Annotated in this window: 22 protein-coding genes; 10 read left to right on the plus strand and 12 right to left on the minus strand. The window is 59.0% G+C overall.

The genetic code is table 11. The annotated features are described in order from the left end of the window. Positions 1-66: 66 nt before the first annotated feature. From QK293_RS13185 to QK293_RS13215, 7 genes are all read right to left on the minus strand, one after another. Positions 67-492 carry a GNAT family N-acetyltransferase gene (locus QK293_RS13185; RefSeq protein WP_282377696.1) on the minus strand — a complete coding sequence of 142 codons (426 nt, stop codon included), beginning with the start codon at positions 490-492 and terminating at the stop codon, positions 67-69. After that, on the minus strand, positions 485-1,654 hold the full coding sequence (locus tag QK293_RS13190; protein WP_282377697.1) for a cupin domain-containing protein: 1,170 nt from the start codon (positions 1,652-1,654) through the stop codon (positions 485-487). The genes QK293_RS13185 and QK293_RS13190 overlap by 8 nt, the downstream gene beginning before the upstream one ends. A gap of 86 nt (positions 1,655-1,740) precedes the next feature. Next, a complete protein-coding gene (gene purB / locus QK293_RS13195; protein ID WP_282377698.1) occupies positions 1,741-3,111 on the minus strand; it encodes an adenylosuccinate lyase in 1,371 nt (456 codons plus the stop codon). Between the two features lie 127 nt (positions 3,112-3,238). After that, on the minus strand, positions 3,239-3,862 hold the full coding sequence (gene hflD / locus QK293_RS13200; protein ID WP_282377699.1) for a high frequency lysogenization protein HflD: 624 nt from the start codon (positions 3,860-3,862) through the stop codon (positions 3,239-3,241). Beyond that, positions 3,859-5,004: a tRNA 2-thiouridine(34) synthase MnmA gene (gene mnmA, locus QK293_RS13205; protein WP_282377701.1), complete on the minus strand. Its 1,146-nt coding sequence runs from the start codon at positions 5,002-5,004 to the stop codon at positions 3,859-3,861. Before mnmA ends, hflD begins: the two co-directional genes overlap by 4 nt. 59 nt (positions 5,005-5,063) lie before the next feature. After that, positions 5,064-5,510: an NUDIX hydrolase gene (locus QK293_RS13210; RefSeq protein ID WP_282377702.1), complete on the minus strand. Its 447-nt coding sequence runs from the start codon at positions 5,508-5,510 to the stop codon at positions 5,064-5,066. Positions 5,511-5,762: 252 nt separating this feature from the next. Further along, positions 5,763-7,988 carry an NADP-dependent isocitrate dehydrogenase gene (locus QK293_RS13215; protein ID WP_282377703.1) on the minus strand — a complete coding sequence of 742 codons (2,226 nt, stop codon included), beginning with the start codon at positions 7,986-7,988 and terminating at the stop codon, positions 5,763-5,765. A 494-nt stretch (positions 7,989-8,482) separates the two neighbouring features. Here QK293_RS13215 and icd point away from each other — a divergent pair, with 494 nt between their 5' ends. Continuing rightward, positions 8,483-9,739 carry an NADP-dependent isocitrate dehydrogenase gene (gene icd / locus QK293_RS13220; protein WP_282377704.1) on the plus strand — a complete coding sequence of 419 codons (1,257 nt, stop codon included), beginning with the start codon at positions 8,483-8,485 and terminating at the stop codon, positions 9,737-9,739. 79 nt (positions 9,740-9,818) lie between these two features. On the opposite strand, the gene cspD is transcribed toward icd, so the two are convergent. Further along, a complete protein-coding gene (gene cspD, locus QK293_RS13225; protein ID WP_282377705.1) occupies positions 9,819-10,085 on the minus strand; it encodes a cold shock domain-containing protein CspD in 267 nt (88 codons plus the stop codon). Between the two features lie 225 nt (positions 10,086-10,310). Here cspD and clpS point away from each other — a divergent pair, with 225 nt between their 5' ends. Further along, positions 10,311-10,694 carry an ATP-dependent Clp protease adapter ClpS gene (gene clpS / locus QK293_RS13230; RefSeq protein ID WP_034146919.1) on the plus strand — a complete coding sequence of 128 codons (384 nt, stop codon included), beginning with the start codon at positions 10,311-10,313 and terminating at the stop codon, positions 10,692-10,694. Between the two features lie 30 nt (positions 10,695-10,724). Then, positions 10,725-12,995, plus strand: a complete 2,271-nt coding sequence (gene clpA, locus QK293_RS13235; protein WP_129436903.1) for an ATP-dependent Clp protease ATP-binding subunit ClpA — start codon at positions 10,725-10,727, stop codon at positions 12,993-12,995. An 882-nt stretch (positions 12,996-13,877) separates the two neighbouring features. Here the strand turns inward: clpA and infA are convergent. The 4 genes from infA to trxB form a co-directional block, all read right to left on the minus strand. Continuing rightward, the gene (gene infA / locus QK293_RS13240; protein WP_002553999.1) at positions 13,878-14,096 is read right to left on the minus strand and encodes a translation initiation factor IF-1; all 219 of its coding nucleotides are present in this window, start codon (positions 14,094-14,096) and stop codon (positions 13,878-13,880) included. Between the two features lie 111 nt (positions 14,097-14,207). Next, complete coding sequence (locus QK293_RS13245; RefSeq protein WP_282377706.1) at positions 14,208-14,915, minus strand: arginyltransferase; 708 nt, start codon at positions 14,913-14,915, stop codon at positions 14,208-14,210. A 56-nt stretch (positions 14,916-14,971) separates the two neighbouring features. Further along, positions 14,972-15,652 carry a leucyl/phenylalanyl-tRNA--protein transferase gene (gene aat, locus QK293_RS13250; RefSeq protein ID WP_282377707.1) on the minus strand — a complete coding sequence of 227 codons (681 nt, stop codon included), beginning with the start codon at positions 15,650-15,652 and terminating at the stop codon, positions 14,972-14,974. Positions 15,653-15,716: 64 nt separating this feature from the next. Beyond that, the gene (gene trxB, locus QK293_RS13255) at positions 15,717-16,676 is read right to left on the minus strand and encodes a thioredoxin-disulfide reductase (RefSeq protein WP_282377708.1); all 960 of its coding nucleotides are present in this window, start codon (positions 16,674-16,676) and stop codon (positions 15,717-15,719) included. A 38-nt stretch (positions 16,677-16,714) separates the two neighbouring features. Between trxB and QK293_RS13260 the strand changes: the two genes are divergently transcribed. The 7 genes from QK293_RS13260 to cysG all read left to right on the plus strand — a co-directional run bounded on the left by QK293_RS13260 (position 16,715) and on the right by cysG (position 24,508). Continuing rightward, positions 16,715-16,987, plus strand: coding sequence for a hypothetical protein (locus tag QK293_RS13260; protein WP_282377709.1), 273 nt, complete (start codon positions 16,715-16,717; stop codon positions 16,985-16,987). Beyond that, positions 16,984-19,386 carry a DNA translocase FtsK gene (locus tag QK293_RS13265; protein WP_282377710.1) on the plus strand — a complete coding sequence of 801 codons (2,403 nt, stop codon included), beginning with the start codon at positions 16,984-16,986 and terminating at the stop codon, positions 19,384-19,386. The genes QK293_RS13260 and QK293_RS13265 overlap by 4 nt, the downstream gene beginning before the upstream one ends. 77 nt (positions 19,387-19,463) lie before the next feature. After that, positions 19,464-20,087 carry an outer membrane lipoprotein chaperone LolA gene (lolA, locus tag QK293_RS13270; protein WP_282377711.1) on the plus strand — a complete coding sequence of 208 codons (624 nt, stop codon included), beginning with the start codon at positions 19,464-19,466 and terminating at the stop codon, positions 20,085-20,087. Positions 20,088-20,120: 33 nt separating this feature from the next. After that, positions 20,121-21,443 carry a replication-associated recombination protein A gene (locus QK293_RS13275; RefSeq protein ID WP_282377712.1) on the plus strand — a complete coding sequence of 441 codons (1,323 nt, stop codon included), beginning with the start codon at positions 20,121-20,123 and terminating at the stop codon, positions 21,441-21,443. Further along, positions 21,443-21,817: a fluoride efflux transporter CrcB gene (crcB, locus tag QK293_RS13280; RefSeq protein ID WP_282377713.1), complete on the plus strand. Its 375-nt coding sequence runs from the start codon at positions 21,443-21,445 to the stop codon at positions 21,815-21,817. The genes QK293_RS13275 and crcB overlap by 1 nt, the downstream gene beginning before the upstream one ends. A 15-nt stretch (positions 21,818-21,832) precedes the next feature. Next, positions 21,833-23,113, plus strand: coding sequence for a serine--tRNA ligase (gene serS, locus QK293_RS13285; protein ID WP_282377714.1), 1,281 nt, complete (start codon positions 21,833-21,835; stop codon positions 23,111-23,113). Further along, entirely contained in the window at positions 23,114-24,508 is a 1,395-nt protein-coding gene (cysG, locus tag QK293_RS13290; RefSeq protein ID WP_282377715.1) for a siroheme synthase CysG, read from the plus strand. The last annotated feature ends 9 nt before the right edge of the window (positions 24,509-24,517 follow it).

Here is a 24,517-nt window from a genome sequence, read left to right on the forward strand (position 1 = left end):
CCTCGCTCCTACAATACGCGGATAACTGTAGGAGCGAGGCTTGCCCGCGAAGGTGGCGACTCGGTCTTACGCCGAATGACGCACCATGTCCACATGCGGAATCCCTGCTTCCAGGAACTCCTCACTGACCAGGCTGAAGCCCAGGCGCTCATAGAATGCTATGGCTTGTACCTGTGCGCTCAGCCTCTGCTGCTTCAGTCCGCGCTTCTCGGCTTCACCGATCACCGCTTGCATCAGCGCATCGCCGACTTTCAAGCCGCGCCAGTCTTTCAGCACCGACACCCGGCCAACGTGGCCATCGGGCAGCAGGCGAGCGGTGCCAATCGGAAAGTCGCCTTCGAAGGCCAGAAAATGCACCGCAGTTGCGTCATCAGCATCCCATTCCAGCTCGGGCGGAACGGATTGCTCGGCGATGAACACCGTCTCACGAATGCGCCGGATCTCGGCGTTGTCCTTTTGCCAGTCTGCGACACGTACGTGAATTTTATTCATCAGCAAACCCCAGGCTTCCTTGCTTGATCAGTTCACACAGCAGGCCGCGACCGTCTTCGTCGCTCAGCCAGTCGCCGAGGTTGTCGGTGTGCAGCGCGTCTGCGGCGCAAATCAACTTCAGCAGATCGCGCAGTTTGCCCGGCAGGTAACGGCTCTGGCCGCTGGCGAACAGCAGGAGGTCGTCATCGACTTCGGACCAGGCCATGCGCGCGCTCGGGTTGCGGATCAGTACTGCGCCTTGCTCAAGGCTGGCGAGCAGGTCGTCTTCTTCGATCTCTTCCGGTCCCACTACCAGCTCCGGGTAGCGCGGCTCGGTCATGAACTGGCCGAACCAGGTCAGCAGCAGACGTTCGTCGCTCATGTGCTCGGCAAGCAGGCCTTTCAAGCGATCAAGGGCGTCGTGCTGGATCTGATGTGGATCGACCGCAGGCAGGGCGTCGGCGTCGGTGTAACGCTCTTCGTCCGGCAGGAACTGGCTGAGGAAGTCAGTGAAGTGGGTCAGCACCTCAGCGGCGCTCGGTGCGCGGAAACCTACTGAGTAGGTCAGGCAATCATCAACGGCAACGCCGCAATGGGCCAGGCGTGGGGGCAGGTAGAGCATGTCGCCCGGTTCCAGAACCCATTCGTCGGTGGCCTCGAAGTCGGCGAGGATGCGCAGGTCGGCGTGTTGCAGCAGCTTGCTCTCGGAATCGCACATTTGGCCGATTTTCCAGTTGCGCTTGCCGTGACCTTGCAGCAGGAATACGTCGTAGTTGTCGAAGTGAGGGCCGACGCTACCACCTGGGGTGGCGAAGCTGATCATCACATCGTCGATGCGCCAGCTCGGCAGGAAGCGGAAGTTTTCCAGCAGCTCAGCGACTTCCGGTACGAATTGGTCGACCGCTTGAACCAGCAGCGTCCAGTCGCGTTCCGGCAATTTGCTGAATTCGTCTTCGGCGAACGGGCCGCGGCGCAATTCCCAAGGGCGCTCGCCGTGCTCGATCACCAGGCGCGATTCGACTTCTTCTTCCAGCGCCAGGCCGGCCAGTTCGTCCGCGTCGATTGGGCTTTCGAATTCAGGAATCGCCTGGCGGATCAGCAGGGGTTTTTTCTGCCAGTAGTCGCGCAGGAACTCGCGCGCCGTGATGCCGCCCAGAAGTTGAAGAGGAATGTCAGGATTCATGTGTAACCTATTGAAAAAAAGCACTTTTCAGGCGGGAATAAAAACGCCCGGCGCTGCCGGGCGTCTCAAACGGGTAGAGCGGTCAATCAGATGCGCTTGGCTTGCTCCACAGCGTTACCGATGTAGTTCGCCGGGGTGAGCAGCTTCAGCTCGGCCTTGGCCGCGGCTGGCATGTCCAGACCGTCGATGAAAGTTTGCAGCGCTTCAGGGCTGATACCCTTTCCACGGGTCAACTCTTTCAGTTTTTCGTACGGGTTTTCGATGTTGTAGCGACGCATGACGGTCTGGATCGGCTCGGCCAATACTTCCCAGCACGCGTCCAGGTCAGCAGCGATTTTCTGAGCGTTGAGCTCCAGTTTGCTGATGCCTTTGAGGCTTGCTTCGTACGCGATCACGCTGTGGGCGAAGCCGACACCGAGGTTGCGCAGTACGGTGGAGTCGGTCAGGTCACGCTGCCAGCGGGAAATCGGCAACTTGCTCGCCAGGTGCTGGAACAGCGCGTTGGCGATACCCAGGTTGCCTTCGGAGTTTTCGAAGTCGATCGGGTTGACCTTGTGCGGCATGGTCGACGAACCGATTTCGCCAGCGATGGTGCGCTGTTTGAAATAACCCAGGGAGATGTAGCCCCAGATGTCGCGGTCGAAGTCGATCAGGATGGTGTTGAAGCGCGCGATCGCGTCGAACAGCTCAGCGATGTAGTCGTGCGGTTCGATCTGCGTGGTGTACGGGTTGAAGCCCAGGCCCAGCTCGTCTTCGATGAAGGCGCGGGCGTTTTCTTCCCAATCGATTTCAGGGTACGCCGAGAGGTGGGCGTTGTAGTTGCCGACAGCGCCGTTGATCTTGCCCAGCAGCGGAACGGCAGCGACCTGGGCGATTTGGCGCTCCAGACGGTAAACCACGTTCGCCAGCTCTTTGCCCAGGGTGGTCGGCGAAGCCGGTTGACCGTGGGTGCGCGACAGCATCGGCACGTCAGCGAAACGGATGGCCAGTTCGCGGATGGCTTCGGCAGTCTGGCGCATCAGCGGCAGCATCACGTCATCACGGCCTTCGCGCAGCATCAGGGCGTGGGACAGGTTGTTGATGTCCTCGCTGGTGCAGGCAAAGTGGATGAATTCGCTGACAGCGGCCAACTCAGGCAGCTTGGCCGCTTGCTCTTTGAGCAGGTACTCAATGGCTTTTACGTCGTGGTTGGTGGTGCGCTCGATCTCTTTGACACGCTCGGCGTGCTCCAGAGCGAAATCTTCCGCCAAGGTATTCAGCACAGCGTTGGCTTCGGCGGAGAACGCCGGCACTTCGCTGATGGCAGGATGGGCGGCCAGGCGCTGGAGCCAGCGCACTTCAACCAGAACGCGAGCACGGATCAAGCCGTATTCGCTGAAAATTGGGCGCAGGGCCTGGGTTTTGCCGGCGTAGCGGCCGTCAACAGGGGAAACCGCAGTGAGCGAAGAAAGCTGCATGGGGTGTTCTCGGACAGTCGGGCAACGAAATGGGGCGCGTACTATACATGAAAAAATCCGCCGGTCCGTTGCCAACTGACCAGCGTCTTACGCGTTACAAATTACAAAAGGTCTTGCGGGGGCGGTTTCAGCTGCTGCGCATCAGCGGGTAAAGCTCTTTCAGCAACTTGCGACGGCTGATCACCAACTGCCAGCGATGACCGCCCAACTGCCGCCACAGGCGCGCCGATCGAATCCCGGCCAGCAACAGGGCGCGGATTTTCGAAGCATTGCTCGGTTGCTGCAGGTTGCGCATGTCGCCATGCACCTGAATGCGTTGGCGCAAGGTGCTCAAGGTGTCCTGGTACAGCGCACCGCAGGCCGCAATCACGTTTTCGTGAGCCGGGCCGAAGTGCTCGACCTGGGACTGAATCTGCGGCAAGCGCTTGCCGATCTCATCCAGCATATCGTTGCGCTTGGCCAGTTGACGCTCCAGACCGAGCATCGCCAGGGCGTAACGCAGCGGTTCGCGCTGAAGGGTGCTCGGGTCGCGTTCAAGGGCGCCGATCAATGCGCGATAGCCTTCACGCAGATTGAGGTCGTCGCCGCCGTAGACTTCCAGGGTGTCCTTGGGGTCGCGAATCAGCAGGCTACCGAGCATGCAGGTCAGGCCGGCTTCGGTGGTCTGGCCGGTCTTGGCGATCTTGTCGACCAGCACGGCGGCGAGGAATACGCCGCCCAGTGCCGTCAGTTGCTCCTGAGTCGGGCTCATTGCTGATCGCCTTGAGGAGTGCCCTTGCTCGTCCACGGTTCCGCAATTTCGATCACACCGCCGCCGAGGCAGATTTCACCGTCGTAGAACACCACGGACTGGCCCGGGGTGACCGCGCGTTGCGGGTCATCGAAGGTGGCGCGGTAGCCAGTGGCGGTCTTTTCCAGCGTGCAGGGTTGATCGCTCTGGCGATAACGGACTTTGGCCGTCAACTTGCGCGGCTCGGTCAGATCAATCGGGTTGACCCAATAGATGTCCGAGGCAAGCAGGGCGCGGGAGAACAGATACGGATGATCATTGCCCTGGCCAACGATCAGTTCGTTGTTCTCAAGGTCTTTGATCAGTACGTACCACGGCTCGTCACCCGCGTCTTTCAAGCCGCCGATGCCAAGGCCCTGGCGCTGACCGATGGTGTGATACATCAAGCCGTGGTGACGGCCGATGACTTCACCTTCGGTGGTCTTGATCTCGCCTGGCTGGGCCGGCAGGTATTGCTTGAGGAAGTCGCTGAAACGGCGTTCGCCGATAAAGCAGATCCCGGTGGAATCCTTTTTCTTCGCGGTGGCCAGATCATGTTTCTCGGCAATCGCGCGCACTTCGGGTTTTTCCAGTTCGCCGACCGGGAACAGTGTCTTGGCGATCTGTTCACCGCCGACGGCGTGCAGGAAGTAGCTCTGGTCCTTGTTCGGGTCCAGGCCCTTGAGCAGTTCGGTGCGACCCTCGATATCACGGCGGCGCACGTAGTGACCGGTGGCGATCAGGTCGGCGCCGAGCATCATGGCGTAGTCGAGGAACGCCTTGAACTTGATCTCGCGGTTGCAGAGGATGTCCGGGTTTGGCGTGCGACCGGCCTTGTATTCGGCCAGGAAGTGCTCGAACACGTTGTCCCAGTACTCGGCGGCGAAGTTGGCGGTGTGCAGCTTGATGCCAATCTTGTCGCACACGGCCTGAGCGTCCGCCAGGTCATCCATGGCGGTGCAGTATTCCGTTCCATCGTCTTCTTCCCAGTTCTTCATGAACAGGCCTTCCACCGCATAACCCTGCTCGATCAGCAGGAGAGCGGAAACGGAAGAGTCCACGCCGCCGGACATGCCGACAATGACGCGCTTCTTTTGTGTGTCAGAAGGGGCTGGATCACGCATAGGGATTCAATGAGTGTCTTGAAAAAGGACGCGATTCTAACAGGCCCAAGCCTGCAAGGCTAAAGAGAAGGGCGGATCAGTTCGAGACCGAAGTGTTGGCCGTCCAGATAATCATCAATACAGCGGATGATCAGCTCACTGCGCCAGTTTGCGCGCTGTGCCAGCAGTTCGTCACGCGTCAGCCACTTTGCGCCGACGATGCCGTCGCCCAGTGGGTAATCGGGGTGGTGTCTGATCGGTTTTGCGGTGAAACAGACCCGCTGATACGTCACGCCGTTACTCGGGGCGGTGTAGAGGTAAATGCCCACCACGCCCGTCGGCTCGACGTCCCAGCCGGTTTCTTCGAGGGTTTCGCGCACGGCGGCGTCGATCAGGGTTTCGTCCGGGTCGAGGTGGCCGGCGGGCTGGTTGAGTACCGTTCGTCCGCCCTTGGATTCTTCGACCATCAGGAAGCGGCCGTTGTCTTCGACGATGGTGGCGACGGTGATGTGGGGTAGCCAATCCATGAAAATACCTCGGTGTTGTGTGGTGTGTAGCAGCTGCCGAGCCTGCGAGGCTGCGTTCGGCTGCACAGCAGTCGTAAAACAGATATGCACAGTGTTCCAGGAAGACCACATTGCCTCATTTGCGGCCGCTGCGTCCGAACGCGGCCCGAGCCGAACGCAGCCTCGCGGTGCTCGGCAGCTGCTACAAAGGTTGTGAATGCCACAAACAGAAACCCCGGCACTGGGCCGGGGCTTCTTTGCATCCTTACAACCTTAAACCAACGCAGCGATCGCGGCGTTGAAAGTGTTGCTTGGGCGCATGGCCTTGCTGATCAGCTCGGCATTGGCGTGGTAGTAACCGCCGATGTCCACTGGCTTGCCCTGAGCGGCGTTGAGCTCGGCGACGATGGTCGCTTCGTTCTCGGCCAAGGTCTTGGCCAACTGACCGAACTGCGCTTGCAGTGCAGTGTCTTCGGTCTGGGCAGCCAGGGCTTGAGCCCAGTACAGCGCCAGGTAGAAGTGGCTGCCGCGATTGTCGATGTTGCCGACTTTACGCGATGGCGACTTGTTGTTGTCCAGGAACTGGCCGGTGGCCTGATCCAGGGTCTTGGCCAGCACCAGCGCCTTAGGGTTGTTGTACGTCACACCCAGGTGCTCGAGGGACGCGGCCAGGGCCAGGAACTCGCCCAGGGAATCCCAGCGCAGGAAGTTCTCTTCCAGCAGCTGCTGAACGTGCTTCGGGGCCGAACCGCCAGCGCCGGTTTCGAACAGGCCACCGCCGTTCATCAGCGGAACGATCGACAGCATCTTGGCGCTGGTGCCCAGTTCCATGATCGGGAACAGGTCAGTCAGGTAGTCGCGCAGTACGTTACCGGTCACCGAGATGGTGTCCTTGCCTTCGCGGGTACGGCCCAGGGTGAGGGCCATCGCGTCGACGGGCGACATGATGCGGATGTCCAGGCCTGCGGTGTCGTGATCCTTCAGGTGAGCCTGAACTTTCTCGATGACCACACCGTCGTGGGCGCGCATCGGGTCCAGCCAGAAAATCGCTGGCGTGCTGCTGGCGCGAGCACGGTTGACGGCCAGTTTGACCCAGTCCTGGATCGGCGCGTCTTTGGTCTGGCACATGCGGAAGATGTCGCCGGCTTCAACCGACTGTTCCAGCAGCGTACGGCCAGCGCCGTCGGAAACCCGAACTACGCCATTTGCCTTGACCTGGAAAGTCTTGTCGTGCGAGCCGTACTCTTCAGCTTTTTTCGCCATCAGACCAACGTTTGGCACACTGCCCATGGTGGTTGGGTCGAAGGCGCCGTGCAGCTTGCAGTCTTCGATCACCGCCTGGTAGATGGTGGCGTAGCAGCGATCCGGGATCACCGCCTTGGTGTCGTGCAGCTGACCGTCAGTGCCCCACATTTTGCCGGAGTCACGGATCATTGCTGGCATCGAGGCGTCGACAATAACGTCGCTCGGTACGTGCAGGTTGGTGATGCCTTTGTCGGAGTTGACCATGGCCAACGACGGACGAGCGGCGTAGACCGCCTGGATGTCCGCTTCAATCGCAGCTTGCTGCTCAGCTGGCAGGGCTTTGATGCGAGCGTACAGGTCGCCGATGCCGTTGTTCAGGTTGAAGCCGATCTGTGCCAGCACGTCAGCGTGCTTGGCCAGTGCATCTTTATAGAACTCGGCAACGATCTGGCCGAACATGATCGGGTCGGAGACCTTCATCATGGTGGCTTTGAGGTGAACCGACAGCAGCACGCCTTTTTGCTTGGCGTCTTCGATCTCGGCAGCGATGAAGCTGCGCAGAGCGTTTTTGCTCATGACCGCGCAATCGAGGATCTCACCGGCTTGCACGGTGGTTTTTTCTTTCAGGACGGTGGTGGTGCCGTCTTGAGCGATCAGTTCGATTTTGACGGCGTCAGAGGCGTCGATCAGGGCGGCTTTTTCGCTGCCGTAGAAATCGCCGGTGCTCATGTGCGCTACGTGGGACTTGGAGTCCGCAGCCCAGGCGCCCATTTTGTGCGGGTGCTTGCGCGCGTAGTTCTTGACCGACAGCGGTGCGCGACGATCGGAGTTGCCTTCGCGCAGAACCGGGTTCACGGCGCTGCCCTTGATCTTGTCGTAACGCGACTTGGCGAGCTTGTCGGCGTCGCTGGTCACGGTTTCCGGGTAGTCAGGCAGTGCGAAGCCCTGGGCTTGCAATTCCTTGATCGCGGCTTGCAGTTGCGGAACCGAGGCACTGATGTTCGGCAACTTGATGATATTGGCTTCAGGCGTAACGGCCAGGTCGCCCAGTTCGGCGAGGTGATCGGCTACGGCTTTGTCACCCAATTGCTCGGGGAAGCTGGCCAGAATACGCCCTGCAAGAGAGATATCGCGAGTTTCCACGGCGATATCAGCGGAGGCGGTGAAGGCCTCTACGATAGGCAGCAGTGAATAGGTGGCGAGGGCGGGAGCTTCGTCGGTGAAGGTATAGATGATCTTCGAGCGGGTGGGCATATTCGGATTAACTCTCTCTTCTTTGCTAAGCGTGCGCAGAAACTCGAGGGGCGCCGTGTGAGCGCGTTCGTTCAAAGTCATCCATGAGCCGAATGTCGAGGTTTCTTCGCGGTGATGTTGGGTGCATCAGTCGAGCGTCAAGCGGGTGGACTGCGGTAACAGTCCGGCTTTTTCGGGCCTGGAGCCTCGTAGTAGAGAGGTTTGGCCGTCGTGACTCTGTGGTCAGCGGGCGGCATTATACATAGGTAGCTGGCAATCTGCCGATGGTTCATAGGCAGCGAATATCGTCCATTGGTCTAAAGGTCGCAGGGGCGAGCGGGGCGTAGAGTCTTGCACCGTGCTTGAGTTTGGCGCTTTTCCCTTTGCTTTCAGGCTTGTAGGCCGCGAACTGTGCAGCTTTGCGGCAGATGGATGGAACATAGGGTTTGCGTGCCGATTTAACTGGGGTACGCTCGAACGAAGCCAGATGTTCAATCCAAACAATGGAGTTCAGCATGGGATACAAGAAGATTCAGGTTCCAGCAGTCGGCGACAAAATCACCGTCAACGCGGACCATTCTCTCAATGTTCCTAACAACCCGATCATCCCCTTCATCGAAGGTGATGGTATTGGCGTTGATATCAGCCCGGTCATGATCAAGGTTGTCGATGCTGCGGTTAAGAAGGCTTACGGCGGCGAGCGCAAAATTTCCTGGATGGAAGTCTATGCCGGGGAGAAAGCGACTCAGGTTTACGATCAGGACACCTGGCTACCTCAGGAAACCCTGGATGCAGTCAAAGATTACGTTGTTTCCATCAAGGGCCCGCTGACCACACCGGTCGGCGGCGGCATTCGCTCCCTGAACGTGGCACTGCGTCAGCAACTCGACCTTTATGTCTGCCTGCGCCCTGTGCGCTGGTTCGAAGGCGTGCCTAGCCCGGTCAAGAGGCCAGGCGACGTCGACATGACGATCTTCCGCGAAAACTCGGAAGACATTTATGCGGGTATCGAGTGGAAAGCCGGTTCGCCGGAAGCGACCAAGGTCATCAAGTTCCTTAAAGATGAAATGGGCGTCACCAAGATCCGTTTCGACGAAAACTGCGGTATCGGCATCAAGCCGGTTTCGCTGCAAGGCACCAAGCGTCTGGCGCGCAAGGCGTTGCAGTATGTGGTCGACAACGACCGCGACTCGCTGACCATCGTGCACAAAGGCAACATCATGAAGTTCACCGAAGGTGCCTTCAAGGAATGGGCCTACGAAGTGGCGGCTGAAGAATTCGGCGCGACCCTGCTCGATGGCGGTCCGTGGATGCAGTTCAAAAACCCGAAAACCGGCAAGAACGTTATCGTCAAAGATGCCATCGCCGACGCCATGCTCCAGCAGATCCTGCTGCGCCCGGCCGAATACGATGTGATCGCGACCCTGAACCTGAACGGCGACTACCTCTCCGACGCCCTCGCGGCGGAAGTGGGTGGTATCGGTATCGCACCGGGTGCCAACCTGTCTGACACCATTGCGATGTTCGAAGCGACCCACGGTACTGCACCGAAGTACGCTGGCAAAGACCAGGTCAACCCGGGTTCCCTGATCCTGTCCGCCGAGATGATGCTGCGTCACATGGGCTGGACCGAAGCGGCTGATCTGGTCATCAAAGGCACCAACGGCGCGATTTCGGCCAAGACCGTGACCTATGACTTCCACCGTTTGATGGAAGGCGCGAAACTGCTGTCTTCTTCAGCGTTTGGTGATGCGCTGATTTCGCATATGTAAGCGAACAGGTAATAAAAAACCGCTCGACTCAAGTGATTGAGTCGGGCGGTTTTTTTATGACTGGATGGTTGCTGCGAATTTAAGCCGTGACGGTTTGTTGTCCGGTAGGAGCGGCTACATTCTGAGTGACCTGAGGCGCGCCGATATTGATGGCGTGCAGGCCTTTGGGTCCCTGGATGATCTCAAAGACGACAGCCTGTCCGGCCTTCAGGGTTTTATAACCGCCCATCTGGATGGCCGAGTAGTGGGCGAACAGATCTTCGCTCTTGCCTTCCTCGTTGATGAAGCCGTAACCCTTGGCATTGTTGAACCATTTGACCTTGCCGCTGACCTTGACACCTGACATACCCATATCCCTCTGCAACAGACTCCATCACTGGAGTATCATCCAGTACATCCGCAGTCAGTTCTTAGAAATAAGATTGACTCCGCGGACCTTTTTTACCCACTGTGGGCTCTATTGGTTGTAACACCGTTTTGCCGATAGTCAAGGTGACCAGGCAGTCGGAGTTGAAATCGACGATGGTCGCCCCCACCACTGTATTTGCACAACTGACGAACCTTTCTTTCCATGCATGCAATCAGCCAGATTCGACTAACATTCAATCAGGATCGCCCGACTCTCCAAAAAGATCATCCGGAGGAACACGACGACGATTCCGCAGGCATTGCTGTTCAGGAGGCCAAGCCTGCTTTACAGGCGCCGCCGATGTACAAGGTGGTTTTGTTCAATGATGACTACACACCGATGGATTTCGTCGTCGAAGTACTCGAGGTGTTTTTTAACCTGAATCGAGAGCTGGCGACCAAGGTCATGCTGGCCGTCCACACAGAAGGACGGGCAGTATGTGGAGTGTTTACCCGCGACATCGCCGAGACTAAGGCCATGCAGGTCAACCAGTACGCCAGGGAAAGCCAGCATCCGCTACTCTGTGAAATCGAGAAGGACGGTTAATCGCCGACCACTTGGGTATGAGGTGAAGCTATGTTAAACCGCGAGCTCGAAGTCACCCTCAATCTTGCCTTCAAGGAGGCCCGATCGAAGCGTCATGAGTTTATGACCGTCGAACACCTTCTGCTGGCCCTATTGGACAATGAGGCTGCCGCCACCGTTTTGCGTGCCTGCGGCGCAAACCTCGACAAACTCAAGCACGATCTGCAGGAGTTCATCGACTCCACCACGCCATTGATCCCCGTGCATGACGAGGATCGTGAAACCCAGCCAACCCTGGGCTTCCAGCGTGTTTTGCAACGTGCTGTCTTTCACGTACAGAGCTCGGGCAAACGCGAAGTGACTGGCGCCAACGTACTGGTCGCGATCTTCAGTGAGCAAGAGAGTCAGGCAGTGTTCCTGCTGAAACAGCAGAGCGTTGCGCGTATCGATGTCGTCAACTACATCGCACACGGCATTTCCAAAGTGCCGGGGCATGGCGATCACTCTGAAGGTGAGCAAGATATGCAGGACGACGAGGGCGGTGAGTCTTCATCTTCAGGCAATCCTCTGGATGCTTATGCCAGCAACCTCAACGAACTCGCGCGCCAGGGTCGTATCGATCCATTGGTAGGCCGTGAGCTGGAAGTCGAGCGCGTCGCACAGATCCTGGCGCGTCGTCGCAAAAACAATCCGCTGTTGGTGGGCGAGGCAGGCGTGGGTAAAACCGCGATTGCCGAGGGCTTGGCCAAACGCATTGTCGACAACCAGGTGCCGGACTTGCTGGCCAACAGCGTGGTGTATTCCCTCGATCTGGGCGCCCTGCTGGCCGGGACCAAATACCGCGGCGATTTCGAGAAACGCTTTAAGGCGCTACTCAATGAGCTGAAAAAACGTCCGCAGGCGATTCTGTTCATCGACGAAATCCACACCATTATCGGTGCGGGTGCCGCATCGGGTGGCGTCATGGATGCCTCGAACCTGCTCAAGCCGCTGTTGTCGTCGGGTGATATCCGCTGCATCGGCTCGACCACGTTCCAGGAATTCCGTGGGATCTTCGAGAAGGACCGAGCCTTGGCACGACGCTTCCAGAAGGTCGATGTGTCGGAGCCTTCGGTAGAAGACACCATCAGCATCCTGCGCGGCCTGAAAGGGCGTTTCGAAACGCACCACGGCATTGAATACAGCGATGAAGCCCTGCGTGCGGCGGCTGAGCTGGCCTCACGCTACATCAATGACCGGCACATGCCGGACAAGGCCATTGACGTCATCGACGAGGCGGGTGCCTACCAGCGTCTGCAACCGATCGAGAAACGCGTGAAACGCATCGAAGTGCCTCAGGTCGAGGACATCGTTGCGAAAATCGCGCGGATTCCGCCTAAGCACGTCAACAGCTCCGACAGAGAGCTGCTGCGTAACCTTGAGCGTGACCTGAAACTGACAGTGTTTGGCCAGGATGCCGCGATCGACTCGCTGTCGACCGCGATCAAACTGTCCCGTGCCGGCCTCAAGTCGCCTGACAAGCCCGTCGGTTCGTTCCTGTTCGCAGGGCCTACCGGCGTCGGTAAAACCGAAGCGGCGCGTCAGCTGGCCAAAGCGTTGGGTATCGAACTGGTTCGCTTCGACATGTCCGAGTACATGGAGCGCCACACCGTATCGCGTCTGATCGGTGCGCCTCCGGGCTACGTCGGGTTCGATCAGGGCGGTCTGCTGACTGAAGCGATCACCAAGCAACCTCACTGCGTGCTGTTGCTCGATGAGATCGAGAAGGCGCATCCGGAAGTCTTTAACCTGCTGCTGCAGGTCATGGATCACGGTACGCTCACCGATAACAACGGGCGCAAAGCGGATTTCCGAAACGTGATCGTCATCATGACGACCAACGCCGGCGCCGAAACCGCAGCTCGCGCTTCGATCGGTTTCACCCATCAGGACCACTCGTCCGATGCGATGGAAGTGATCAAGAAGAGCTTCACGCCGGAGTTCCGCAACCGTCTGGACACCATTATTCAGTTTGGTCGCCTCAGTCATGAGGTTATCAAAAGCGTGGTGGACAAGTTCCTTACCGAGCTTCAGGCGCAGTTGGAAGACAAACGCGTGCAGTTGGAAGTGACGGATGCCGCACGCAGCTGGTTGGCAGCGGGTGGCTACGACACGGCAATGGGTGCTCGACCAATGGCGCGCTTGATTCAGGACAAGATCAAGCGTCCGCTGGCCGAAGAGATCCTCTTTGGCGAATTGGCCGATCATGGTGGGGTGGTTCACATCGATCTCAAGGACGGCGAGCTGACCTTTGACTTCGAGACCACGGCAGAGATGGCCTGACGGTTGTTGCTGTAAAGCAAAAGGCGCCGAAAGGCGCCTTTTTTAGTTTGGGTGTATATCCATTTCTGCGGTAACGGCTACTTAGGGTTTCGCCCTTACGGCAACTCACTTTTTTTTCAAACGCCAAAAAAAAGTAAGCAAAAAAAGGCTCGCCCCGAGCGTCCGGCCCCTCGCTTAGGCTCGGCGTTCCTTCGCTCCGGCATTCATCTGGGGGCATCGCCTCCGGTTGGCTTCGCTTCAACCTCCTCTCGATGTGTTCGACTTCGTCGAACGGCGCTGCGCGCCTGCCCCCCAGATGAACACCTCCGCTCAGCCTCCCGAAGGGGCGGGTGGATCAAAATCAAAAGCTGCAGGCGAGCTAACGCTCGGCCTGTTGAGTGGTGAGAGGCGAGGGGGCGCGCTCTGCTTTTTGTGGGAGCCGGGCTTGCCCGCGATAGCGGCCTGACAGCCGACCAATATTCTTCGGACGTACGCCGTCCACTGGAGTCGCCGAAACGCCGGGCTTTGGCTTTTGAAGTTGATCCTGCTTTTGATCTCTCGCCCCTTCGGCAGGCCGAGCGGAGGTGTTCATCAGGGGGTTAGGCGCGTAGCGCCGTTCGGCGAAGCCGAACACATCGAGAGGAGGTTGAAGCGAAGCCAACCGGAGGCGATGCCCCCTGATGGACACCGTAGCGAGGGAACGCGGAGCTTTAGCGAGGCGCCGTACGCCGGGGCGAAGCCTTTTGCTTACTTTTCGGCGTCTGGAAAAGTGAGTCGCTGTAAAAGCGAAACCATAATCAGCCATCACCGCAGCAACGGATATACACCCAAAACCCAAGAACCCACCAAATCGCAGACAAACAAAAACGCCCGGCATAAACCGGGCGTTTTGTATTGACTTGATTAGCGAGCGCGGTAAGTGATGCGCCCTTTGCTCAAGTCATAGGGCGTCAGCTCGACGCGCACCTTGTCACCGGTAAGAATACGAATGTAGTTCTTGCGCATCTTGCCGGAAATATGCGCGGTTACGACGTGCCCATTTTCCAACTCCACACGAAACATGGTGTTGGGCAGGGTGTCGACGACAGTGCCTTCCATTTCGAAGCTGTCTTCTTTCGACATGCAGTAAAGCCCTCGGTGTCCAATGAATGGCCCGGTGCAACTGCGCCAGGCAAAAGCGGCGTGCATTGTGCCCGAAAAATGGGGTTTAAGCCAAGGGGTTTACGGCTTGCTCTAGTTCAGGATGACCCAGCGCTGATTAATCAGCAGTTCGATAGGACGATATTGCGTCTTGTAACTCATCTTTTTGCAGTTTTTTATCCAATAGCCCAGATAGACGGCTTCCAGCCCCAGACGCTGAGCCTCGGTGATTTGCCAGAGAATCGCATAACGCCCCAGGCTGCGGCGTTCTTCAGCGGGCTCGTAGAAGGTATAAACCGCCGACAGACCGTTCGGCAGTAAGTCGGTGACGGCGACTGCCACCAGTCGTCCTTCGAGGCGAAATTCGTAGAACCGGGAAAACGGCAAGTCACGTACCAGGAACGTCGCAAACTGATCGCGACTCGGCGGGTACATATCGCCATCGGCGTGACGCTGTTCGATATAGCGCTGATAAAGGTTGAAATACTCTTCGCTGAACCCTGGCCTGGCGGGACGTATCTGCAAGTCGGCATTGCGCTTGAAGATGCGTTTCTGCTGACGGTTGGGCTCAAATTGCGCCACAGGGATTCGCGCCGGCACGCACGCGTTGCAATTCTGGCAATGGGGCCGGTAAAGATGATCGCCGCTGCGACGGAAACCCATTTCAGACAGGTCTGCGTAGACATGCACATCCATGGGCTGACTAGGGTCGAGAAACAGGGTTGTGGCCTGTTCCTCGGGCAGATAACTGCAAGAGTGGGGCTGAGTGGCATAGAACTTCAAGCGCGCCAACTCGGTCATGATCAACCCTCGGGATAGCTTTTGAATTAAGTGTAAGCTACGCGCGCAAAAGTCGCTCAGCAAACCCAGGTTGCACAGCTGGGTTGATCCAGATGCTGCGCAAGGTAGTCGGCAAAATCGCTGCGTGGAATCGCTCGGGCGCCGAGGCTGTGCAGATGATCGGTAGGCATCTGGCAGTCGATCAGCACAAAGCCTGAGCCTTTCAGATGTCGGACCAGTGAGGCAAAGCCATATTTCGAGGCGTTGTCGGCGCGGCTGAACATGGATTCGCCGAAAAACAGCTGACCCATCGCCAGGCCATAGAGCCCGCCGACCAGTTCATCCCGGTCCCAGACTTCCACCGAATGGGCGTACCCGCGCTTGTGCAGCTCGAGGTAGGCGTTCTGCATCGCCTCTGTGATCCAGGTCCCGTCGGCGTAATCCCGTGGCGCGGCGCAGGCGCGGATGACCGCGGCAAAATCCTGATCAAAGGTCACTTGATAGCGTTGCTGGCGCAACAGTTTGTTCAGACTGCGCGAGACATGCAGTTCGTCGGGAAACAGTACAGTGCGTGGATCCGGCGACCACCAGAGAATCGGCTGGCCTTCCGAGAACCACGGAAAACAGCCGTGGCGATAGGCCTGAATCAGACGATCGGCGGACAGATCGCCGCCCGCGGCCAACAGCCCGTTGGGATCGCGCATGGCTTTTTCCAGGGGCGGGAAGGTCAGGGTATTGCGTTGTAACCAAGTCAGCATGGCATCCGGGCTTGCAGAAGGGGAGGGCAGGGGCGGGCTGATGCGCCCGCCGTAAAGTGTGCCGTCAAACGGTGGGAATGTCGTCGAGATACTTCTCGGCGTCCAGCGCGGCCATGCAGCCGGCCCCGGCGGAGGTCACGGCCTGGCGATAAACGTGGTCGGCGACGTCGCCGGCGGCAAACACACCTTTGATTTCGGTGCTGGTAGCATCGCCTTCGCTGCCGCCCTTGACCAGTAGATAGCCGTCACGCATTTTCAGCTGGCCTTCGAACAAGTCGGTGTTGGGCTTGTGGCCGATAGCAATGAACACGCCGGCCAGCGACAATTCACTGGTTTCGCCAGTGTGGCTGTCCCGCAGGCGGGCACCGGTCACGCCGCTGGCATCGCCCAGCACTTCATCCAGATTCTGGTTCCAGTGCAGGCGGATATTGCCGTTGGCGGCTTTTTCGAAGAGCTTGTCCTGGAGGATCTTCTCCGAGCGCAACTTGTCGCGCCGGTGAATCAGGTGAACTTCCTTGGCGATGTTCGACAGGTACAATGCTTCTTCAACCGCCGTATTGCCGCCGCCAACGACCGCGACCACCTGATTACGGTAAAAGAAACCGTCGCACGTCGCGCAGGCCGACACCCCTTTGCCGGCAAATGCCTCTTCCGAGGGCAACCCGAGGTATTGCGCCGAGGCGCCGGTGGCGATAATCAGCGCGTCACAGGTGTAAGTGTCGCTGTCGCCGATGAGTTCGAACGGGCGCTGTTGCAACTTGGCGGTGTGGATGTGGTCGTAAACGATCTCTGTATGAAAGCGCTCGGCGTGTTTTTGCATGCGATCCATCAGCACCGGGCCGGTGAGGCCTTCGACATCACCGGGCCAATTGTCGACTTCGACGGTGGTGGTGAGCTGGCCACCTGCCTGTATCCCGGTAATGACAACGGGTTTGAGGTTGGCGCGGGCGGCATAAACGGCTGCGCTGTAACCCGCAGGGCCGGAACCCAGAATGATCAGGCGGGAATGCTTCGCTTCGCTCATAAAAACACCTCATAAGCCTTTGTCACAAAAGAGAATGCATGCTCAAATTGAGCCGCGAGTCATGTGCTGTTGGCTATGCTACACCTTGGGTTTCAAGCATGGCATCGGACGAACAAACCCGTACAATGCCTGCCTGTTACAGTGCTTGTAATAAAATAAGCGGTGCGCGCCGTGTTTATAAAAACCGGAGCGTAGTGTTAAAAGTAGTCTCCGTTACGCCTGTTAACTTTTTTACCTGCCTGGATTGGGCAGTTTTTTTAAGTCATTTAACAGATGGACGCGCCATGGGCGCAGGAAAAGAAGCGTTTTGAAGAAATCCACCGCAGCACCAAAAACAGTCGTTCCGCTCTGGCGCCAGCAGTTGCACTACCGGCTCAAGGAAGGTGCATTGATCGCCATCGGCGGCTTGTGCCTGTTCCTGATGATGGCCTTGTTGACCTATGGCAAGGACGATCCGGGCTGGAGCCATAACAGCAAGATCGACGATGTGCAGAACTTCGGTGGACCGGTCGGCTCCTACAGCGCCGATATCCTGTTCATGGTGTTGGGTTACTTCGCCTACATCTTCCCGCTGTTGCTGGCGATCAAGGCTTATCAGATCTTCCGTCAACGCCACGAGCAGTGGGAGTGGAGCGGCTGGCTGTTCTCCTGGCGCCTGATCGGCCTGGTGTTTCTGGTGTTGTCGGGCGCCGCCCTGGCCCATATCCATTTCCACGCCGCTACCGGCCTGCCGGCCGGTGCTGGCGGCGCTTTAGGTGAAAGCCTCGGCGACCTGGCCAGGAACGCCCTGAATATTCAGGGCAGTACGCTGTTGCTCATCGCGTTGTTCCTGTTTGGCCTGACGGTGTTCACCGACCTGTCGTGGTTCAAGGTGATGGACCTCACCGGCAAGATCACCCTCGACCTGTTTGAATTGTTCCAGGGTGCGGCCAATCGCTGGTGGGCCGCCCGCACTGAACGCAAGCAACTGGTCGCTCAATTGCGTGAAGTCGACGACCGCGTCCATGACGTGGTGGCGCCGACCGTCACCGACAAGCGCGAGCAGGCCAAGGTCAAGGAACGCTTGATCGAGCGTGAGCAAGCGCTGAGCAAGCACATGTCCGACCGCGAGAAGCAGGTGCCGCCGGTCATTGCGCCAGCTCCGCCCAAACCAGCGGCTCCCAGCAATCGCGTGGAAAAAGAGAAACAGGCGCCGCTGTTCGTAGACAGCGCCGTCGAAGGCACCTTGCCGCCGATCTCGATTCTCGACCCTGCAGAAAAGAAACAACTCAATTATTCGCCTGAATCCCTGGCTGCGGTTGGCCACTTGCTGGAAATCAAGCTCAAGGAATTCGGCGTCGAAGTCTCGGTGGATTCGATTCACCCAGGCCCGGTCATTACCCGTTACGAAATCCAGCCAGCGGCAGGCGTCAAGGTCAGCCGCATCTCCAATCTGGCGAAAGACCTGGCACGTTCCCTGGCCGTGACCAGCGTGCGTGTGGTCGAAGTTATTCCGGGCAAGACCACCGTGGGTATCGAAATTCCTAACGAAGATCGTCAGATCGTGCGCTTCTCCGAAGTGCTGTCGACCCCTGAATACGATAACTTCAAGTCGCCGGTCACGTTGGCCTTGGGTCACGACATTGGTGGCAAGCCGGTCATCACCGATCTGGCGAAAATGCCCCATTTGCTGGTAGCCGGTACGACGGGTTCCGGTAAATCGGTAGGTGTGAACGCGATGATCCTGTCGATCCTGTTCAAGTCCGGCCCGGAAGACGCCAAGCTGATCATGATCGACCCGAAAATGCTTGAGCTGTCGATCTACGAAGGCATTCCGCACCTGCTGTGCCCGGTCGTGACCGACATGAAGGACGCGGCCAACGCCCTGCGCTGGAGCGTGGCGGAGATGGAGCGTCGCTACAAACTGATGGCGAAGATGGGCGTGCGTAACCTGTCGGGCTTCAATGCCAAGGTCAAGGAAGCCCAGGACGCCGGCACGCCGTTGACCGATCCGCTGTACAAGCGCGAAAGCATTCACGACGAAGCGCCGCTGCTGACCAAGCTGCCGACCATTGTCGTGGTGGTGGACGAATTCGCCGACATGATGATGATCGTCGGCAAGAAGGTTGAAGAATTGATCGCCCGTATCGCCCAGAAGGCCCGTGCTGCCGGTATCCACTTGATCCTTGCGACCCAGCGTCCGTCGGTTGATGTGATCACTGGTCTGATCAAGGCCAACATTCCGACCCGCATGGCGTTCCAGGTATCGAGCAAGATCGATTCGCGAACCATCATCGACCAGGGCGGCGCCGAACAACTGTTGGGCCACGGTGACATGCTCTACATGCCGCCGGGCACCAGTCTGCCGATCCGTGTCCACGGTGCCTTCGTGTCCGATGACGAGGTTCACCGGGTGGTTGAGGCCTGGAAACTGCGTGGCGCGCCGGAATACAACGACGAGATCCTTGCGGGTGTCGAAGAGCCCGGTAGCGGCTTTGAAGGCGGCAGCGGCGGCGATGACGACAGTGAATCCGATGCGCTCTACGACGAAGCGGTGCAGTTCGTACTGGAAAGCCGTCGTGCGTCCATCTCAGCGGTTCAGCGCAAGCTGAAAATCGGCTACAACCGCGCCGCGCGCATGATCGAAGCCATGGAAATGGCCGGGGTCGTGACGTCCATGAACACCAACGGTTCGCGTGAAGTCCTGGCCCCTGCCCCGGTGCGCGACTGATTTGACTGATCTGAACTGAAAAAGCGGTGGCGCACTGATGTGCCGCCGCACTCCCCACGAATGTTATGAGGACTCCCATGCGTCTTATCCGCATGCTGTTGCTGCCGGTACTGGCTTTGACCACGCTTTCGGCCCACGCCGATGACAAGGACGTGGCGCGTCTGACCCAATTGCTGGAAAAATCCCAGACCCTGACCGCACGATTCTCGCAGCTGACCCTCGACGGCAGTGGCACCCGGTTGCAGGAAACGGCGGGTCAAATGTCCCTGCAGCGTCCTGGCCTGTTCTACTGGCACACCGACGCACCGCAAGAGCAGTTGATGGTCTCCGACGGCAAGAAAGTTTCCCTGTGGGACCCGGACCTGGAGCAGGTCACCATCAAGAACCTCGACCAGCGCCTGACCCAGACCCCGGCGCTGCTGCTGTCCGGTGATGTGTCCAAGATCAGCCAGAGCTTCGATATCAGCGCCAAGGAAGCCGGTGGCGTGATCGACTTCACGCTGAAGCCGAAAACCAAAGACACCCTGTTCGACAGCCTGCGTCTGTCGTTCCGCAATGGCTTGGTCAATGACATGCAACTGATCGACAGCGTCGGTCAGCGCACCAATATCCTGTTCACCGGTGTGAAGGCCAACGAGCCGATTCCGGCGTCCAAGTTCAAGTTCGTCATCCCGAAGGGTGCCGATGTGATCCAGGAATAAGACGCAGCACCCAGTGAGGTTTCATAAGTAGTGATGGACCTGTTTCGCAGTGCCCCGATTGCTCAGCCCTTGGCCGCCCGTTTGCGGGCAGCCAATCTGGACGAGTATGTCGGTCAGGAACACCTGCTCGCTCGCGGCAAGCCTTTGCGCGAAGCCCTGGAGCAGGGTGCCCTGCACTCGATGATCTTCTGGGGGCCGCCGGGCGTGGGAAAAACCACTCTGGCGCGGCTGCTGGCGGAAGTCTCGGACGCGCACTTCGAAACGGTCTCTGCGGTACTGGCCGGCGTGAAGGAAATCCGCCAGGCGGTGGAAATCGCCAAGCAGCAGGCCGGGCAGTACGGCAAGCGGACCATCCTGTTTGTCGATGAAGTGCACCGTTTCAACAAGTCCCAGCAGGATGCGTTCCTGCCGTACGTTGAAGACGGCACGCTGATTTTCATCGGCGCGACCACTGAAAACCCCTCGTTTGAACTCAACAACGCGTTGCTCTCACGGGCCCGCGTCTACGTGCTCAAAAGCCTCGACGAAGCGGCCCTGCGTAAGCTGGTGCATCGAGCCCTCACCGAAGAGCGTGGTTTGGGAGCGCGGCAACTGACCCTCAGCGATGAAGGCTTCCAGATGCTGCTGTCGGCTGCCGATGGCGATGGCCGGCGTCTGCTGAACTTGCTGGAAAACGCCTCGGACCTGGCTGAAGACAACAGCGAGATCGGCGTCGACCTGCTGCAAAGTCTGCTCGGTGATACCCGTCGGCGTTTCGACAAGGGCGGCGAAGCGTTCTACGACCAGATCTCTGCGCTGCATAAGTCGGTGCGCGGCTCTAATCCCGACGGCGCGCTGTACTGGTTTGCGCGGATGATCGACGGCGGTTGCGATCCGCTGTACCTGGCCCGGCGCGTGGTGCGCATGGCCAGCGAAGACATCGGCAACGCCGATCCTCGCGCCCTGAGCCTGTGCCTGGCGGCGTGGGAAGTGCAGGAGCGCCTCGGTAGTCCTGAAGGTGAATTGGCGGTGGCTCAGGCCATCACCTATCTGGCCTGCGCGCCGAAAAGCAACGCGGTGTACATGGGTTTCAAAGCCGCCATGCGCAGCGCCACCGAACACGGTTCGCTGGAAGTGCCGTTGCACCTGCGCAACGCGCCGACCAAATTGATGAAGCAACTGGGTTATGGCGACGAATACCGTTACGCGCACGATGAGCCGGACGCTTACGCCGCTGGCGAAGACTACTTCCCGGAGGAGCTCGAACCACAACCGTTCTATCAGCCGGTGCCTCGTGGCCTGGAGCTGAAGATCGGCGAGAAGCTCAATCACCTCGCGCAACTTGACCGTCTCAGCCCACGGCAGCGGAGAAAATAGTGATTCCTTTGATCGTTGCCGTTTCTGTGGGCGGTATCTCCGGAACGCTTTTGCGCTTTGCCACCGGTAACTGGATCAACGCTAATTGGCCGCGGCACTTCTATACCGCGACGCTGGCCGTTAATATCGTCGGCTGTTTGCTGATCGGCGTTCTATACGGTCTGTTTTTGATCCGCCCGGAGGTGCCGATTGAGGTGCGCGCCGGGTTGATGGTTGGCTTCCTGGGGGGGCTGACGACTTTTTCATCCTTTTCACTGGATACGGTGCGCCTGCTGGAAACCGGGCAAATGCCGCTGGCCCTAGGCTATGCTGCCATCAGCGTATTCGGCGGGCTGCTCGCTACCTGGGCTGGCCTGTCCTTGACCAAACTTTGATAACGAGAGACCGACATGCTCGATTCCAAACTGTTACGTAGCAACCTTCAGGACGTAGCGGACCGCCTGGCATCCCGTGGCTATACGCTGGATGTTGCGCGCATCGAAGCGCTGGAAGAACAGCGCAAGACCGTCCAGACCCGCACCGAAGCACTGCAGGCTGAACGTAATGCGCGCTCCAAATCCATCGGTCAGGCCAAGCAGCGTGGCGAAGACATCGCGCCGCTGATGGCCGACGTCGAGCGCATGGCGAACGAATTGAGCGCCGGTAAAGTCGAGCTGGACGGGATCCAGACCGATCTGGATTCGATCCTGCTCGGCATCCCGAACCTGCCGCACGAATCCGTGCCGATCGGCGATGACGAAGACGGCAACGTCGAAGTGCGCCGCTGGGGCACCCCGACCGCGTTCGATTTCCCCGTTCAAGACCACGTCGCCCTGGGCGAGAAGTTCGGCTGGCTGGACTTCGAAACCGCCGCCAAGCTGTCCGGCGCCCGTTTCGCCCTGCTGCGTGGCCCGATCGCTCGTATGCACCGCGCCCTGGCGCAATTCATGATCAACCTGCACACCAGCGAACACGGTTACGAAGAGGCCTACACGCCTTATCTGGTTCAAGCGCCGGCGCTGCAAGGCACGGGTCAGCTGCCGAAATTCGAAGAAGACCTGTTCAAGATCACTCGCGAAGGCGAAGCCGATCTGTACCTGATCCCGACTGCTGAAGTGTCGCTGACCAACATCGTCGCGGGCGAAATCGTCGATTCGAAACTGCTGCCAATCAAGTTCGTTGCGCACACACCGTGCTTCCGCAGCGAAGCCGGTGCGTCGGGTCGCGATACTCGCGGCATGATCCGTCAACACCAATTCGACAAGGTTGAAATGGTCCAGATCGTTGAGCCATCGACTTCGATGGAAGCGCTCGAAGGCCTGACCGCCAACGCCGAGAAAGTCCTGCAACTGCTGGAACTGCCTTATCGCACCCTGGCGCTGTGTACCGGCGACATGGGTTTCAGCGCGGTCAAGACCTACGACCTGGAAGTGTGGATCCCGAGCCAGGACAAATACCGCGAGATTTCGTCGTGCTCCAACTGCGGCGACTTCCAGGCCCGTCGTATGCAAGCGCGCTTCCGCAACCCGGAAACCGGCAAGCCTGAACTGGTTCACACCCTGAACGGTTCCGGCCTGGCGGTCGGTCGTACGCTGGTGGCGGTGCTGGAAAACTACCAGCAAGCCGACGGCTCGATCCGTGTGCCGGACGTGCTGAAACCGTACATGGGTGGCCTTGAGGTCATCGGCTAAATGGACTATCTGCCGCTGTTTCATAACCTTCGCGGCAGTCGTGTGTTGGTCGTCGGCGGGGGGGAGATTGCCTTGCGCAAATCCCGCCTGCTGGCCGACGCCGGTGCGCTGCTGCGGGTGGTTGCACCTGAAATCGAGCCGCAACTGCGTGAACTGGTTATCGGCAGCGGTGGCGAGTGTTGGGTGCGTGGCTACGTCGAAGCGGACCTGGACGGTTGCGGGCTGATCATTGCCGCCACCGACGACGAACCGCTGAACGCGCAAGTCTCCGCCGATGCCCATCGGCGTTGCGTGCCGGTCAACGTGGTGGATGCGCCGGCCTTGTGCAGCGTGATCTTCCCAGCGATCGTCGACCGTTCCCCTTTGATCATTGCGGTATCGAGTGGCGGCGACGCGCCGGTGCTGGCGCGGTTGATCCGTGCCAAACTGGAAACCTGGATTCCTTCCACCTACGGTCAATTGGCCGGTCTGGCAGCGCGATTCCGCAGCCAGGTCAAACGCCTGTTCCCGGATGTGCAGCAGCGTCGGGCGTTCTGGGAAGACGTGTTCCAGGGCCCGATTGCCGATCGACAACTGGCCGGGCAGGGCGCCGAAGCCGAGCGCTTGATGCTGGCGAAGATCAATGGTGAAGCACCTGTGGCCACCGGCGAAGTTTATCTGGTGGGCGCAGGGCCGGGTGATCCGGACCTGCTGACCTTCCGCGCGTTGCGTTTGATGCAGCAAGCCGATGTGGTGCTGTATGACCGCTTGGTGGCGCCCGCGATTCTGGATTTGTGCCGTCGCGATGCCGAACGGGTTTACGTCGGCAAGCGTCGCGCCGATCACGCTGTGCCGCAGGATCAGATCAACCAGCAATTGGTGGATTTGGCCAAGCAAGGCAAGCGGGTCGTGCGGTTGAAGGGTGGTGATCCGTTCATCTTTGGACGCGGCGGTGAAGAGATCGAAGAGCTGGCAGCCCATGGCATTCCGTTCCAGGTGGTGCCGGGTATCACGGCGGCCAGCGGTTGCGCGGCGTATGCCGGGATTCCGCTGACGCACCGCGATTACGCGCAGTCGGTGCGTTTTGTCACTGGGCACCTGAAGGACGGCTCCACCGATTTGCCGTGGGCCGACCTGGTTGCGCCGGCGCAAACCCTGGTGTTTTACATGGGGTTGGTGGGCTTGCCGATCATCTGCGAGCAATTGATCAAGCATGGTCGCGCAGCGGATACGCCGGCGGCGTTGATCCAGCAGGGCACCACCGTCAATCAGCGGGTGTTTACCGGCACCTTGGCGAATTTGCCGCAGCTGGTGGCGGAGCATGAAGTGCATGCGCCGACGCTGGTGATCGTTGGGGAAGTGGTGCAGTTGCGCGAGAAACTGGCTTGGTTCGAGGGCGCGCAGGCTCAAGTCTGAACACCGGTA

The organism is Pseudomonas sp. AL03 (genome assembly GCF_029960815.1).
In the GTDB taxonomy this organism is placed as follows: Bacteria; Pseudomonadota; Gammaproteobacteria; order Pseudomonadales; family Pseudomonadaceae; genus Aquipseudomonas.

Excerpts from the sequence above, each read along its gene's own strand:
- QK293_RS13185 (WP_282377696.1), bottom strand. The coding sequence starts at position 492 with ATGAATAAAATTCACGTACGTGTCGCAGACTGGCAAAAGGACAACGCC.
- QK293_RS13190 (WP_282377697.1), bottom strand. The coding sequence starts at position 1,654 with ATGAATCCTGACATTCCTCTTCAACTTCTGGGCGGCATCACGGCGCGC.
- purB (WP_282377698.1), bottom strand. The coding sequence starts at position 3,111 with ATGCAGCTTTCTTCGCTCACTGCGGTTTCCCCTGTTGACGGCCGCTAC.
- hflD (WP_282377699.1), bottom strand. The coding sequence starts at position 3,862 with ATGAGCCCGACTCAGGAGCAACTGACGGCACTGGGCGGCGTATTCCTC.
- mnmA (WP_282377701.1), bottom strand. The coding sequence starts at position 5,004 with ATGCGTGATCCAGCCCCTTCTGACACACAAAAGAAGCGCGTCATTGTC.
- QK293_RS13210 (WP_282377702.1), bottom strand. The coding sequence starts at position 5,510 with ATGGATTGGCTACCCCACATCACCGTCGCCACCATCGTCGAAGACAAC.
- QK293_RS13215 (WP_282377703.1), bottom strand. The coding sequence starts at position 7,988 with ATGCCCACCCGCTCGAAGATCATCTATACCTTCACCGACGAAGCTCCC.
- icd (WP_282377704.1), top strand. The coding sequence starts at position 8,483 with ATGGGATACAAGAAGATTCAGGTTCCAGCAGTCGGCGACAAAATCACC.
- cspD (WP_282377705.1), bottom strand. The coding sequence starts at position 10,085 with ATGTCAGGTGTCAAGGTCAGCGGCAAGGTCAAATGGTTCAACAATGCC.
- clpS (WP_034146919.1), top strand. The coding sequence starts at position 10,311 with ATGCATGCAATCAGCCAGATTCGACTAACATTCAATCAGGATCGCCCG.
- clpA (WP_129436903.1), top strand. The coding sequence starts at position 10,725 with ATGTTAAACCGCGAGCTCGAAGTCACCCTCAATCTTGCCTTCAAGGAG.
- infA (WP_002553999.1), bottom strand. The coding sequence starts at position 14,096 with ATGTCGAAAGAAGACAGCTTCGAAATGGAAGGCACTGTCGTCGACACC.
- QK293_RS13245 (WP_282377706.1), bottom strand. The coding sequence starts at position 14,915 with ATGACCGAGTTGGCGCGCTTGAAGTTCTATGCCACTCAGCCCCACTCT.
- aat (WP_282377707.1), bottom strand. The coding sequence starts at position 15,652 with ATGCTGACTTGGTTACAACGCAATACCCTGACCTTCCCGCCCCTGGAA.
- trxB (WP_282377708.1), bottom strand. The coding sequence starts at position 16,676 with ATGAGCGAAGCGAAGCATTCCCGCCTGATCATTCTGGGTTCCGGCCCT.
- QK293_RS13260 (WP_282377709.1), top strand. The coding sequence starts at position 16,715 with ATGCTCAAATTGAGCCGCGAGTCATGTGCTGTTGGCTATGCTACACCT.
- lolA (WP_282377711.1), top strand. The coding sequence starts at position 19,464 with ATGCGTCTTATCCGCATGCTGTTGCTGCCGGTACTGGCTTTGACCACG.
- QK293_RS13275 (WP_282377712.1), top strand. The coding sequence starts at position 20,121 with ATGGACCTGTTTCGCAGTGCCCCGATTGCTCAGCCCTTGGCCGCCCGT.
- serS (WP_282377714.1), top strand. The coding sequence starts at position 21,833 with ATGCTCGATTCCAAACTGTTACGTAGCAACCTTCAGGACGTAGCGGAC.
- cysG (WP_282377715.1), top strand. The coding sequence starts at position 23,114 with ATGGACTATCTGCCGCTGTTTCATAACCTTCGCGGCAGTCGTGTGTTG.